The organism is Kocuria sp. CNJ-770 (assembly GCF_001942375.1).
GTDB classification, from domain to species: Bacteria; Actinomycetota; Actinomycetes; order Actinomycetales; family Micrococcaceae; genus Kocuria; species Kocuria oceani.
The window spans coordinates 1-11,715 of record NZ_MKJW01000145.1 but is presented as its reverse complement, the minus strand read 5'-3'; the positions used below and the strand labels follow the sequence as shown (position 1 = coordinate 11,715).

The following is an 11,715-nucleotide window of genomic DNA, read 5'->3' as shown; positions in this document are numbered from 1 at the left end:
GTGACCGCTGCACCGTGGCCCGTCACCCCCGCCCCCGCCCCCGAGCCGACCCCTGAGCCGACTCCCGAGCCGACCGTCCGCCCACCCGACCGCCCGTCCCCCGAGCAGACGGAGGAGCCCACCGAGGAGAGCACGGAGGAGCCCGCCGAGGAGAGCACGGAAGAACCGGCCGAAGAACCGGCTGAGGAGCCCGGGGCGGACAGCGCCGAGGAGGACCGGTCCGACGCCGAGGAGCGGGCGGACGAGCGCACCCGTGGGCAGGCCGGACGCGCGGACGAGCGCGCCCGCGAAGACGGATGACCCGGGCCCGGTCCGCGCTCAGACGGAGATCAGCGGCGACAGCGAGCCCGCCGCCCGCGCCGCGCCCTTGAGCCCCACGAGCTCGAGCCAGTTGCCGAGCATCTGGTAGCCGCCCTCGGTGAGGACCGACTCGGGGTGGAACTGCAGTCCGTGCAGCGGCGCGCTCCGGTGCCGCAGGCCCATGATGACCCCGTTGGGGGTGCGCGCCGTGACCTCCAGGACCTCGGGGACCGACTGGTCGACCACGGCGAGGGAGTGGTAGCGCGTCGCGGTGAACGGGCTGGGCACTCCGCCGAAGACGCTCGACCCGTTGTGCTCCACGCGGGACGTCTTCCCGTGCATGAGCTCCTCCGCGTGGGTGACGGTCCCGCCGTAGGCCTCCGCGAGCGCCTGGTGGCCGAGGCAGACGCCCAGCAGCGGCTGCCCGGTCCGCTCGGCATTGCGGATCAGGGGGGTGCACACCCCGGCGTCGGCGGGTGCGCCGGGGCCCGGGGAGAGCAGGACGCCGTGGTGCTCACCCGCGAGGGCGCACGCGGCGGCCTCGTCCAGGTCGTCGTTGCGGATCACCGTGGTGCGGGCGCCGAGCTGCTCGAGGTAGCCGACCAGGGTGTAGACGAAGCTGTCGTAGTTGTCCACGACGAGGATCTTGACGGTCACGGGATCTCCTGGGAGTGGGGTGCCGGATCGGCACGTGCGCCCGTCCAGCTTACGCGCCCGCGGTGGGGTGCGCACCGGACGGCTAGACTGGGCCACTGGACCCCCCGCCGTGAACGCGGCCCGCTTGGTGACCAGGAGGATCAGTGCCCGAGTCGAAGAACCGCCGCAAGAAGCCCGCCCGCCGGCCGGGAGGGTCCGGCCGGACGGCACCGGCCGCCGGCCCGCAGGTCGACGAGGAGCTCGCACGGCTGGCGGCTGAGGGACTGCCCGGAGGGTCCACCGCCTACGACCCGGACGCGACCGCCGCCGCGGTGGCGCAGGAGCTGACCGAGCGCTCCCGGCACGGCTCCCCGGAGAGCCACGCCCCCACCCCCACCTGGTACAAGGCCGTCATGCTGGGGCTGCTCGTCGTCGGGCTGCTGTGGCTGATCGTCTACTACCTCTTCCAGGGCGCCTACCCCGTGCCGGGGATCGGGACGTGGAACATCGCCGTGGGCCTGGGCCTGATGATGGCCGGCCTGATCATGACCACGAAGTGGCGCTGACGGCGGCCCGGACCGCCTGACGGGCGGTGCGCGGTCCGCCGCGCCTGCTGAGAGAATGGGGGCGGATCCCGACGACCACGGAGGAAACGTGTCCCATTCCAGCACCGACCCGGAGGAGCCGCGCGACCGGCCGCCGCGACCGCTCGAGGACGAGATCGCCGCGTCCCGGCCCCGGCGCGGCGGGCGGATCAATCCCGCCACGTTCGAGGTGCGGCTGCGCCGGTGGGCGCTGCTGCTGCTGATCACCGTCCCGGCCGTCGGTCGTGCGGACCCAGGGGCCCCGCGGCTGCCGGGTCAGGCGTCGGCAGTGATGGCGTCCTGGCCCTCGACGGTCTCCTCGGGGTCGTCCTGCGGGGCCGTGAAGGCCACGTCGAGGGTGATCGTCACCTTGTCGGAGACGAGCACCCCGCCGGCCTCCATGGCGGCGTTCCAGGTGATGCCGAAGTCCTTGCGGGAGATGGTGGTCTCGGCGGAGAAGCCGGCCCGGGTCACGCCGAAGGCGTCCACGACCACGCCGTTGAACTCGGTGGCGAGCTCCACGGTGCGGGTGACGTCCTTGATGGTCAGCTCGCCGGTGATGGTGCCCTCCTCGCCGTCGAAGGCCACGGCCGTCGAGCGGAAGGTCATCGTGGGGTGCTGCTCGACGTCGAAGAAGTCGGCGCTGCGGACGTGGCCGTCGCGGTCGGCGTTCTTCGTGTCGATGGAGGCCATCTGCACGGTGGCCGTCAGCGTCGAGTCCTCGACCGGGTCGGCGACCCGGAGCTGGGCGTCGACCTCGCCGAAGGTGCCGCGGACCTTCGAGATGCCGGCGTGGCGGACCGTGAAGGCGACCTCCGAGTGGGCGGGGTCGAAGGTCCAGGAGCCGGGGACGAGGGCGGTGAGCTGGGACATGGTGTTCTCCTCGGGATGTGGATCGAGCAGGTGGTTGCTTCGTCAACTACTCTACGAACCCCATGATGATGTGTCAACAACCTAGAAGGATCTTTTCCGGCCCGGGGGCCTGTCGGTGCGGAGGTGCACGCGGGGGCTGAGCGCCCCCGGCTCAGTCCCGGGGGTCGAGGGCGGAGCGGTCGCTGAGCCCGTGGAAACGCCGGCGGTGGTACACGAGCGGGGCGCCCGTGCCCTCGTCCCCGAGGACGTCGACCACCGCGGCGTTGAACACCAGGGCGGGGCCGGCCTTGATCCGGGCCAGTGGGACCGCGCGCAGGACGCGGCCCACGCCGAGCAGCCGCGGCTCCCCGGTCGCCAGGTACTCCCACGGCATGTCCGGCCCGAAGCGCGGGGCCCCCGAGACGGCGAAGGACCGGGCGAGGCCCAGGTTCTCCGCGTCCAGCAGGTGCACCAGGAAGGAGTCCGCCTCGGCCAGCAGCGCCGCCGAGCCCTGCCGGGCCTGCAGCGAGAAGCCGAGGATGGGCGGGACGGCCGACACGGAGGACACCGAGGACGCGGTCAGCCCCACGGGTCCGTCGGGACCCCGGGCGGTGATGATGGCGACCCCTGCGGGATGGTCTGCGAACACCGCCTTGAACGCGTCCCCCACGTGGTCCAGGTCCGGGAGGTGGTCGGCGGGCACCTCCAGGTCGGCGACCACCGCGGCCGCGTGCTCGGCCGGCGTCCCGGAGGGCGGGACCGCGCTGAGCCGGGGCTCCTCCGCGGACGAGGCCGGGCTCGCCCCGGTCGGCGCGGAGCCGCCGGACGCCCCGCCGGTTCCGCGTTCGTGGTGCTGAGCCGCCATGAGGATCCTTCCGTGGGGTGCGGTGGGAACGGTGCCGCCGGACACGGCGCCACCCGTCCACGCTACGACCTCAACCGGAGCGGGCGTCGAAGCATTCCGCCGGTGACGCATCGAGGACTTCTGACGTCACAGACTTGCGCGATGCCCGATTCTGTGCCGCGGCACGGTGCTCACCGGGTCAGCCCCCGATAGCCGCGGGCGAAGTGCACCAGCGGATCGTCCGCCTGCGCCTCCCGCACCCCCCGGCCCATCGCCGTGACCTCCCCCACCACGAGCCGGTGCGTCGCCGCGGTGTGCACCGCCACGGTGGCGAGCTCGAACCACGCGAGGGCTCCGTCCAGCACCGCCGCCCCCGAGCCCGGAGCGCGGCGGAAGGGCACCCGGTCCAGCAGGCCCTCCACGGGGTTGCCCGGGCTCGCGAGCCAGTTCGCCACGCCCTCCTGGTCCCGGCGCAGCACGGAGAGGGTCCACGCCCCGGCCGACTCCACCGCGTCGCAGATCCGGCCCTCCTCGAACAGGCTCACCAGCATGGTGGGCGGGTCGTAGGACACGTCGAGGAAGCCGGTCACGGTCGCGGCGACATCGTGCCGCCGGTGCCGGGCGGCCACGACCGCGACCCCGGAGGCGATGTCCGCGGCGAGCAGCCGGTAGGCGCCGGCGTCCTCCTCGTCCACGGCCGCCGGGTCGATCAGGTGGGCCGGTGCGGCGTCGGGGAGCTCCATCCCGTCAGTGTGGCACGGCGCTCACCGTCCGGGGACGGCACGCCCCGTCATCCGCAGGGTGAGGTTGAGCCGCCCTCCCTTCATGCCCAGCTCCGGGGCGGCCGTGCCCGGAAGGATCCGCGGCACCCCGTGGAACGCGTAGCGGGAGGGGCCGCCGAAGACGAACAGGTCGCCGCTGCGCAGCTCCACGTCCCGGTACGGGGCCGCGCGGGTCTGCGGATTCCCGAACCGGAAGACGCAGGCGTCCCCGAGGGACAGGGACACGATCGGGGCGGCGGAGAACTCGTCCCTGTCCTGGTGCATGCCCATCCGGGCCGTGGCGTCGTAGAAGTTGAGCAGGGCCGTGTCCGGCCGGTAGTCCCGGGCCTCCGCGCTGTCCTCGCCGCAGGCCTCCGCCACGGCGCGGCGGCCCAGCTCCGCCAGCCACCCCGGCATGTCCGGGGCCCGCTTGTGCTCGCCTGTGCGCAGGTACCGGTAGGGCGCCCAGTCCCAGCCCAGCGTGGTCGAGCGCACCGACATCCGGCCGCCCCCGGGCAGGACCGCGTGGCGCAGGGGGACCGGGCCGGTGGCCCACTCCCGGCACCGCAGCACCAGCTCCCGCTGCCGGGCGAGGTCCAGCCAGCCCGGCACGTGCACGGCTCCCGGCGCGATCTCGGCGCGCTCCCGCGGCAGCTCGAAGAGCTCCGGCACCCCGAAGGGGGTCGAGGGATCGGTCATGGTGCCGAGCGTAGCCCGGGCCGCCGACAGCCACGGCGGCTGGTGCCCGCCCGCCCTGGGCCGCCTGTGCTCCCCGCCACGGCGCCGTCTTGCGGACAGGAGTAGCGTGGAGGGCCTCCCCGACTCCTGTGAAAGGTCCGCTGTGCCCCTGCCGCTGTCCGTCATCGACTTCGCCACCGTCCGCCAGGGCGCCTCCGTCGGTGAGAGCTTCGCCGACTCCGTCCGCCTGGCCCAGCACGCCGAGCGGCGGGGCTACCGGCGCGTCTGGTACTCGGAGCACCACAACATGCCCACGATCGCGTCCTCGGCCCCGGCCGTGCTGATCGCCCACGTCGCGGCGCACACGTCCACGATCCGCCTCGGCTCCGGCGGAGTGATGCTCCCCAACCACTCCCCCCTGGTCGTCGCCGAGCAGTTCGGCACCCTCGCCGAGCTGCACCCGGGGCGGATCGACCTGGGCCTGGGCCGGGCGCCGGGCACGGACCTGCGCACCGTGCGGGCCATGCGCCGGGACCCCTCCGCCGCCGAGCAGTTCCCGCAGGACGTGCGCGAGCTCCAGGGCTACCTGAGCGGCCGCTCCCTCGTGCCGGGGGTCAGCGCCGTCCCCGGCGCCGGGACGAACGTGCCGCTGACGATCCTCGGCTCCTCGCTGTTCGGCGCGCAGCTCGCCGCGGCGTACGGGCTGCCCTACGCCTTCGCCTCGCACTTCGCCCCGGACGCCCTCGCGGACGCGGTGGCCGCCTACCGGGCCCGGTTCCAGCCCTCGGAGCAGCTCGCCGAGCCGTACGTCATCGCGGCCGTCAACGTCATCGCCTCGGACAGCGCCGACGACGCCGCCGCGCAGCTGGAGACCGCTCGGCGAGAGCGGGTGCGGGCCATGGTGGGCCGTGACCGCACGCTGAGCGAGGCGGAGCTGGACATGGTGATGGACAGCCCTGCCGGGCAGCAGATCCTGCACATGCTCCACTGGTCCGTGGCCGGCACCGGCGCCGAGGTGCGGAGCTACCTCGAGGCTTCGCCGGGGCGGCCGACGCCGACGAGCTGATGATCGCCCCCGCCTCTCCCGGCCGGGAGCAGGTGCTGCGCTCACTGGAGATCCTCGCGGAGGCCTGGGACGGCAGCGCCCGTCACATTGCGGACGAGCGGCCGGGCACGGGCGCGCGACGGTAGCTTGAGGGAACGGCCCGGTCCTCAGGACCGGGCCCGGCACCGTGCCACTCCCCCCCCTCGAAAGGTCCCCACATGCGCGCACTCCCCGCCCGACGCACCGCCAGCACCCTGGCCGCGGCCCTCGCCCTCGCCGGCGTCGGCGCCTCTCCCGCCGCGGCGTCCCCGCGCACGGTCGACGTCGTCAATCTCGGCGACTCCTACTCCGCGGCCTTCGGCACGGGCGGCCTGCAGGAGGTCGAGGGCCTGCCCGGGTGCTACCAGGGCACCGGGGAGGACCACATCGACAAGCTGGCGAGCCGGCCGCGCGTGGACGTGGCCCTGGACGCGGCGTGCGCGGGGTTCACCACCACGCAGGTGCGGGGGATCGTCTCCGTGCCGCTCGTGGCGGACGCCCTCGCCGAGGCGGAGCTGGTGACGCTCACCATGGGCGGCAACGACATCCACTGGGGCGACTTCATCCGGGCCTGCAGCGCTCCGGCCGAGGCGGTCGCCGGGCCGGTCGCGTGCGACGTCATGCTCGCCCAGGCCCCGCGGCTGATCGCCGCCGCGGCGGCCTCCGCGGCCGCCACCGTGGACGCGATCGACGAGGAGACGGACGGACGCGTGGTCGTGCTGGGCTATCCGCACCTCCTCGACGAGCGGCAGGACAGCGCGCTCGTCTCCGCGGAGCGCGCCGCCCAGCTCAACGCCTGGACGGACGAGCTCAACGCCGCCCTCGCCGCGCGGGTCGAGGCCGAGGGCGCCGTCTTCGTGGACGTCACCGACCGCTTCCGCGGCCACGGGGTCGGGTCGGAGGACCCGTGGATCCTCGTCGACCCCGGGAGCTCCCACAACCTGCACCCGACCGAGCAGGGGTACCTGTCGGGCTACTACCCCGGTCTGATGAGCCAGGTCGCCCGGGCCCGCTGACGGGTCTGCCGACCACGACGAGGCCCCGGATCAGCGATCCGGGGCCCTCGTCGTGGTGCCGGGGCACCACACCGGCCGCGCTGCGGCCGGTCACGCCTCAGGCGTTCTTGGTCTCGTCCTTGACGGACTGCGCCGAGCCCTGGGCGGAGGACCTCAGCTGCTGCGCCTCGTCCTGGCCCTGCGACTTGACCTCTTGCGCGCCGGAGCTGGCGGTCTCCTTGACGGACCGCGCCGCGTCCTTGGCCGGCTCCTTGAGGTCCTGGGCCACCTCCTGGGCCGCGTCCTTGGCGGACTCGACCGCGTGCTGGGCGTGGGGCTGGACCCGGTCCGCCGCACCGGCGACGAGCTCCTGCTCCTTCTGCGTGGAGGGCAGCAGGGAGCCGACGAGCCAGCCCGCGCCGAGGGCGATCAGACCGGCGGCCAGCGGGTTGCCTCGGGTCTTGGCCTTGGCGGTGGCGGGGGCGTGCTGCACGCCCTCCCGCAGGTCACCGGCACGCTCCTGCACGCCGTCCCGGAGATCGCCCGCACGGTCCTGCACGCCCTCCTTGAGGTGGCGGCCGTGGTCGGAGGCGTCGTCGGAGGCTCCCATGACGCGCTCGCGCACGCCCTGCATCTTGCCGCGGACCTTGTCCTTCTGGCGGTCCACGACGCGCTCGGGGGTCACCTTCTCGGCGACGGCGTCGACGTCGGAGCCGAGTCGAGCGCGCGTGGCTTCGATGTCGGCACGGATCTGTTCGGGGTTCTGCTGGCTCATCGGGTCTCCTTCTTGGAAGGCTTCACTGTCTCCGGGATCTCGGTGACGGTCTCGCGGGTCAGGGGCAGGGGGTCCTGGGCGGCCTCCGCCATCTCCTGCTTGCCCTCGTTGAGGTTCTTCTTGCCCAGGGCTGCGAGGATGCCGGCGATGACGGCCCAGACGACCGCCACGATGACGGCGGACCAGGTCAGGCCGACCAGGTTGCCCAGGCCCCACATGAGGGCGATGGACAGGAACAGCAGGACGAAGTGACCGGCCACGCCGGCCCCGGCGAGCATGCCGGCGCCCTTGCCTGTGTCCTTGGCGGACTGCTTGGCCTCCTGCACGGCCTGGGTCTCTCAGCCTTGGCGAGGGCGATCTCCTGCTGGATGAGGGTGGAGAGGTTGGTGCTCAGCGACTTGAACATCTCGCCGAGCGACTCGTGCTCCGCCCTGTTCTCGGCGTCGGAAGGGGGAATGGGATGGCTCATCGACGGTCGCCCTCCTGATCGGGGTAGACGGTGCCCGGCACGCGGTCGGTGTAGGTGCGGGCGGCCTCGCCCTGCTCGTCGGAGCGGTAGGCGTAGGGGTCGCCCGGGGTGTAGCCCGAGGTCTCGGTGGCGGTGAGGTTCCGGTCGTAGGCCTGGTCGTAGACGGCTCCGGTCCCGACGCCGCCCGTGGTGCCCTGGTTGGAACCACCGCCCTGCTGCCCGCCGACGCCGAAGTACTCCTTGGCGCCCTGGCGGTCAGTGGGGACCTCGTCGCTGTCCTTCACGCCGCGGGTGGTGCGGCCGGCGAGCAGGCCGATGCCGGCGGCCACGGCCAGGAAGGTGCCCGGACGGCGGGCCGCGAAGCGCCGGACGTCCTCGAGCAGGTCCTTGGCGTCCTTGTTCTCCAGGGAGGAGGCGAAGGAGTCGACCCGGCCGGACACGCTGCCCAGCAGACCGGTCACGTAGTCGGACTCGGGCTTCTCGCCCCGGGAGAGCGCGTTGATCTCGTCGCTGACGGAGCGCACGGTGGAGGCGATGCGTTCCTGCTGGGGCTTCACCTGGTCCTTGAGCTCGCTCCGGAGCTGACCCATCAGGTCCTGGGCCTGGTGGGTGGCCTCCTCCTTGACGGCCACGGCCTGGTCCTTGGCCGTCTCCTTGACGCGCTGGCCGGAATCGGCCGCCTCGTTCTTGAGCTGCTGCGCCTCGGCCTTGCCCTGCTCCGCCGCGACGTCCTTCTTGGACGTGGTGCCGGTGTCGGCCGCGTGGCTCGCCGAAGGGTCATAGGGGTTCGTGGTCATGATTCCGCCTTTCTACAGCACTTGATAAGTTCGCTGAGTATGCGAGCTGTGCCCAGAGTATGTCGTGGACCCGGTCTCGCCAAGCACTTCCCCCGGGTGGCGCGACGTCGGCCGCGACCCGGGAGAACAGGTCTCACGGCGACGGGCTGCCGCCGTTGACGTTGAGCGTCTCGCCGATCACGTAGCTGGACTCGGGGGAGGCCAGGAACACGTACGCCGGGGCCAGTTCGGTCGGCTGGCCGGCGCGGCCGAGGGGGGTCGACTGCCCGAACTCCGGGAGGGCCTCCTTCGGCTGCCCGTCGGAGACCTGCAGCGGCGTCCAGAACGGGCCGGGCGCCACGGCATTGACCCGGATCCCCTTGGGCGCCAGCTGCTGGCCGAGGCCCTTCGTGAAGTTGTTGATCGCCGCCTTCGTCGAGGCGTAGTCGAGCAGGTCCGGCGAGGGCTGGTAGGCCTGGATCGACGTCGTGTTGATGATCGAGGCCCCGGCGGGCAGATGCCGCAGCGCGGCCTTGGTGATTCGGAACATCGCCAGGATGTTCACCGTGAAGGTGTCGGTCAGCTGGTCGTCGCTCAGGTCCTCGAGGCTCTCGACGGCAACCTGCTTGCCGGCGTTGTTGACGAGGACGTCCAGTCCGCCGAGTCCGTTCACGGCGTTCTCGACGAGGGCCTCGCAGAAGCCTTGTCCGTCAGGTCGCCGGGCAGGAGGACGGCCGTGCGGCCGGCCTTCTCGATGATGCCCTTCACGACCTGCGCGTCGGGCTCCTCGTCGGGCAGGTAGTTCAGGGCGACATCGGCACCCTCCTTCGCGAAGGCGATGGCCACCGCCGCTCCGATGCCGGAGTCCGCACCGGTGATCAGGGCCTTCCGGCCCACGAGCCGGCCGGTGCCGCGGTAGGAGAACTCGCCGCGATCGGTCTTCGGCTCGAGCTCCACGTCCAGGCCCGGCTCGGGCTGGTCCTGCTCGGGCGGCGAGAGAACGGGATAGCGGGTCACCGGGTTCTGCAGGGTGAGCTGATCCGTCGACTCCTGGTGGGCGTCCTCGGGACCGCCGTTGCTGGTCTCACTCATGTCCGCTCCTTTCGTCGTGCACTCGTGTTACATCAGCATACTGAGTAATCGCGCACAACGACAGTGGTTCACTCTCCGAGAACACGGCGGCCCGCCACCCGGGTCGCGATCTCGTACGGTTCCCGCCGGGTCGTTCAGTCGGCGAACCGCCGCAGGAAGGCGCGCAGGGCGTCGTCGAACGCGGCGGGCTGCTCGAGGTTCGGCGTGTGGCCGGCCCCGTCGATGACCACGAGGTCCGCGTCCGGGGCCAGGTCCGCCATCCGACGGCCCGCCCCGCCGTCGAAGACGTCGTCCGCGCCCACCACGACGAGCACCGGGATCCGGACGCCGCGCAGCACGTCGCTGAGGTCCTGGCGCTCGGCACGCCCGCGCATCGCCGCGGCCGCCCCCTTGGCGGGCGCGTTCCGGAGCATCGCGAGCACCTCCGCCGCCACCCCGGGGCACGACTCCACCGTCGCGTCGGCGACCATCCGGCCGAGCACGCTGCGCCCGTAGGTCTCCATGCCGCCGGCCAGGATGGCGTCGGCCGTGCTGTGCCGGCGCCGCCTGCCGTCGCGGTCCTCCGCCTCGGGCACGGTGTCGACGACGACGAGGCCGCGGACTCGTCCCGGATGCCGCCGGACCAGCTCCATGGCGATCTGCCCGGACATCGAGAAGCCGACCACCACCGCGGCGGGAACCCCGAGCTGGTCGAGCAGGCCGGCGACGTCGTCGGCGAACTCCTCCGTGTAGACGATCCCCTCCGTGATCCCGGACTCGCCGAAGCCGCGCAGGTCCGGGGCGACCACCCGCCAGCCGAGCTCGGAGAACACCTCGACCTGGCGCGCCCACATGCTCCGGTCGTAGGCGTGTCCGTGCAGCAGGAGCAGCACGGGGCCCTCGCCCCGGTCGGTGTAGGCCAGGGTGACGTCGTCGATCCGGGCGGCGGACGAGCGGGCATCGGACACGGCGGGGAACTCCTTCCACGGACCGGCGGCTACAGCCCTTCCAGCGTAGCCACTTCTCCCCCGCCGGACGGGCGTATTGACGTCACAGGAGCCGCACTCACTCGACCACCCCGCAGGCCTGTCGGGCGCCGGCGTCGCCCGTGCGCAGCGTGGTCCGGTCGGGCCCCGCGGGTGCGTAGCGCTCCGGCACGTTGGCGAAGTTGTCGGGCCCGGAGTGCAGCATCACCGCGCTGCCGTCCTTGTCGGCCACGAGGTCCTCCACCCGGAAACGGTCCGTGACGGTCGTGAGGAAGCCCAGACCGTCCTGGGTGACGTAGACGCTCGGAAGGTCCCCGGTGTGGTCCGGGTGGTCCGCGGCGTCGCCGCCGAGGTGCCCGCCCGCGGACAGGAAGTCCCCGGTGGTCCCCGGATCACCCGGGGCGGAGCTGTCCGGCTCGCACAGCCCGGTCCCGTGCACGTGCAAGCCGTAGAACCCGGGGTCGAGACCCTCCACCTCGGCCACGACCTCCGTGCCGGCGGAGACCTCCGAGAACTGCACGGTGCCCACCTCGGCGCCCTCCGCGTCCCGGAGGACCGCCTGAGAGGCCGCGCCGGCCTCCGCGGCGGCCGTGCTCTCCACGACGACGACGTCTCCGCCCCCGTCGCCGCAGCCCGCCAGGAGCAGGGCTGCCGGCACCGCTGCCGCCGCCAGAACACTTCGCCGCATGGCTCCCCCTCGAGACCGTCGGATCCGCGTTCTCCGACGATAGGCCGACGACGGGCATGAGAAAAGGCCCCGCACCGGTGGGTGGGGGCCCGGGGGTCGGAGTGTCGGGTGTGGTGCCCGGTGGTGCTCCGGGTGCGGCGGGGTGTGGGGAGCCCCCCGCACCGGGTGGTGCGGGGGCTCGACCCTGGGTGTGGTCCGGCGGTGTCCTACTCTCCC

11 protein-coding genes and 4 pseudogenes are annotated in these 11,715 nt (G+C 73.1%); 4 read left to right on the top strand and 11 right to left on the bottom strand.

The genetic code is table 11. From position 1 onward, the window contains the following. A pseudogene (locus BJF77_RS20690) lies at nt 1–300 on the top strand (hypothetical protein); the annotation flags it as partial. 18 nt (nt 301–318) lie between these two features. Here the strand turns inward: BJF77_RS20690 and BJF77_RS17545 are convergent. Further along, nucleotides 319–957, bottom strand: a complete 639-nt coding sequence (locus tag BJF77_RS17545; RefSeq protein WP_047805179.1) for an aminodeoxychorismate/anthranilate synthase component II — start codon at nt 955–957, stop codon at nt 319–321. A gap of 143 nt (nt 958–1,100) precedes the next feature. Here BJF77_RS17545 and BJF77_RS20890 point away from each other — a divergent pair, with 143 nt between their 5' ends. Continuing rightward, nucleotides 1,101–1,502: a cell division protein CrgA gene (locus BJF77_RS20890; protein ID WP_186815662.1), complete on the top strand. Its 402-nt coding sequence runs from the start codon at nt 1,101–1,103 to the stop codon at nt 1,500–1,502. Between the two features lie 294 nt (nt 1,503–1,796). Here the strand turns inward: BJF77_RS20890 and BJF77_RS17535 are convergent, their stop codons facing one another. The 4 genes from BJF77_RS17535 to BJF77_RS17520 form a co-directional block, all read right to left on the bottom strand. Next, nucleotides 1,797–2,393: a YceI family protein gene (locus BJF77_RS17535; protein WP_075872972.1), complete on the bottom strand. Its 597-nt coding sequence runs from the start codon at nt 2,391–2,393 to the stop codon at nt 1,797–1,799. 151 nt (nt 2,394–2,544) lie between these two features. Next, complete coding sequence (locus BJF77_RS17530; protein WP_083665242.1) at nt 2,545–3,237, bottom strand: flavin reductase family protein; 693 nt, start codon at nt 3,235–3,237, stop codon at nt 2,545–2,547. Between the two features lie 170 nt (nt 3,238–3,407). Then, nucleotides 3,408–3,959, bottom strand: a complete 552-nt coding sequence (locus BJF77_RS17525) for a flavin reductase family protein (protein WP_075872971.1) — start codon at nt 3,957–3,959, stop codon at nt 3,408–3,410. 21 nt (nt 3,960–3,980) lie between these two features. Next, nucleotides 3,981–4,676, bottom strand: coding sequence for an alpha-ketoglutarate-dependent dioxygenase AlkB (locus BJF77_RS17520; protein WP_075872970.1), 696 nt, complete (start codon nt 4,674–4,676; stop codon nt 3,981–3,983). A gap of 142 nt (nt 4,677–4,818) precedes the next feature. Here BJF77_RS17520 and BJF77_RS17515 point away from each other — a divergent pair. Both BJF77_RS17515 and BJF77_RS17510 read left to right on the top strand, forming a co-directional pair. After that, nucleotides 4,819–5,846, top strand: a pseudogene (locus tag BJF77_RS17515) (LLM class flavin-dependent oxidoreductase). Nucleotides 5,847–5,918: 72 nt separating this feature from the next. Next, a complete protein-coding gene (locus BJF77_RS17510; RefSeq protein WP_075872969.1) occupies nt 5,919–6,755 on the top strand; it encodes a GDSL-type esterase/lipase family protein in 837 nt (278 codons plus the stop codon). Between the two features lie 97 nt (nt 6,756–6,852). Here BJF77_RS17510 and BJF77_RS17505 read toward each other — a convergent pair whose 3' ends face one another. The 6 genes and pseudogenes from BJF77_RS17505 to BJF77_RS17480 all read right to left on the bottom strand — a co-directional run bounded on the left by BJF77_RS17505 (nt 6,853) and on the right by BJF77_RS17480 (nt 11,499). After that, nucleotides 6,853–7,509, bottom strand: coding sequence for a DUF3618 domain-containing protein (locus BJF77_RS17505; protein WP_075872968.1), 657 nt, complete (start codon nt 7,507–7,509; stop codon nt 6,853–6,855). Next, a pseudogene (locus BJF77_RS17500) lies at nt 7,506–7,978 on the bottom strand (phage holin family protein). Before BJF77_RS17500 ends, BJF77_RS17505 begins: the two are co-directional and overlap by 4 nt. Next, nucleotides 7,975–8,775 carry a hypothetical protein gene (locus tag BJF77_RS17495; RefSeq protein ID WP_053004665.1) on the bottom strand — a complete coding sequence of 267 codons (801 nt, stop codon included), beginning with the start codon at nt 8,773–8,775 and terminating at the stop codon, nt 7,975–7,977. Before BJF77_RS17495 ends, BJF77_RS17500 begins: the two are co-directional and overlap by 4 nt. Before the next feature lie 133 nt (nt 8,776–8,908). Further along, a pseudogene (locus tag BJF77_RS17490) lies at nt 8,909–9,846 on the bottom strand (SDR family oxidoreductase). Nucleotides 9,847–9,980: 134 nt separating this feature from the next. After that, entirely contained in the window at nt 9,981–10,793 is an 813-nt protein-coding gene (locus BJF77_RS17485; RefSeq protein ID WP_082157125.1) for an alpha/beta fold hydrolase, read from the bottom strand. Between the two features lie 97 nt (nt 10,794–10,890). Further along, nucleotides 10,891–11,499: a superoxide dismutase family protein gene (locus BJF77_RS17480; RefSeq protein WP_075872967.1), complete on the bottom strand. Its 609-nt coding sequence runs from the start codon at nt 11,497–11,499 to the stop codon at nt 10,891–10,893. Nucleotides 11,500–11,715 lie beyond the last annotated feature (216 nt).

Excerpts from the sequence above, each read along its gene's own strand:
- BJF77_RS17535 (WP_075872972.1), bottom strand. The coding sequence starts at position 2,393 with ATGTCCCAGCTCACCGCCCTCGTCCCCGGCTCCTGGACCTTCGACCCC.
- BJF77_RS17530 (WP_083665242.1), bottom strand. The coding sequence starts at position 3,237 with ATGGCGGCTCAGCACCACGAACGCGGAACCGGCGGGGCGTCCGGCGGC.
- BJF77_RS17525 (WP_075872971.1), bottom strand. The coding sequence starts at position 3,959 with ATGGAGCTCCCCGACGCCGCACCGGCCCACCTGATCGACCCGGCGGCC.
- BJF77_RS17520 (WP_075872970.1), bottom strand. The coding sequence starts at position 4,676 with ATGACCGATCCCTCGACCCCCTTCGGGGTGCCGGAGCTCTTCGAGCTG.
- BJF77_RS17510 (WP_075872969.1), top strand. The coding sequence starts at position 5,919 with ATGCGCGCACTCCCCGCCCGACGCACCGCCAGCACCCTGGCCGCGGCC.
- BJF77_RS17505 (WP_075872968.1), bottom strand. The coding sequence starts at position 7,509 with ATGAGCCAGCAGAACCCCGAACAGATCCGTGCCGACATCGAAGCCACG.
- BJF77_RS17495 (WP_053004665.1), bottom strand. The coding sequence starts at position 8,775 with ATGACCACGAACCCCTATGACCCTTCGGCGAGCCACGCGGCCGACACC.
- BJF77_RS17480 (WP_075872967.1), bottom strand. The coding sequence starts at position 11,499 with ATGCGGCGAAGTGTTCTGGCGGCGGCAGCGGTGCCGGCAGCCCTGCTC.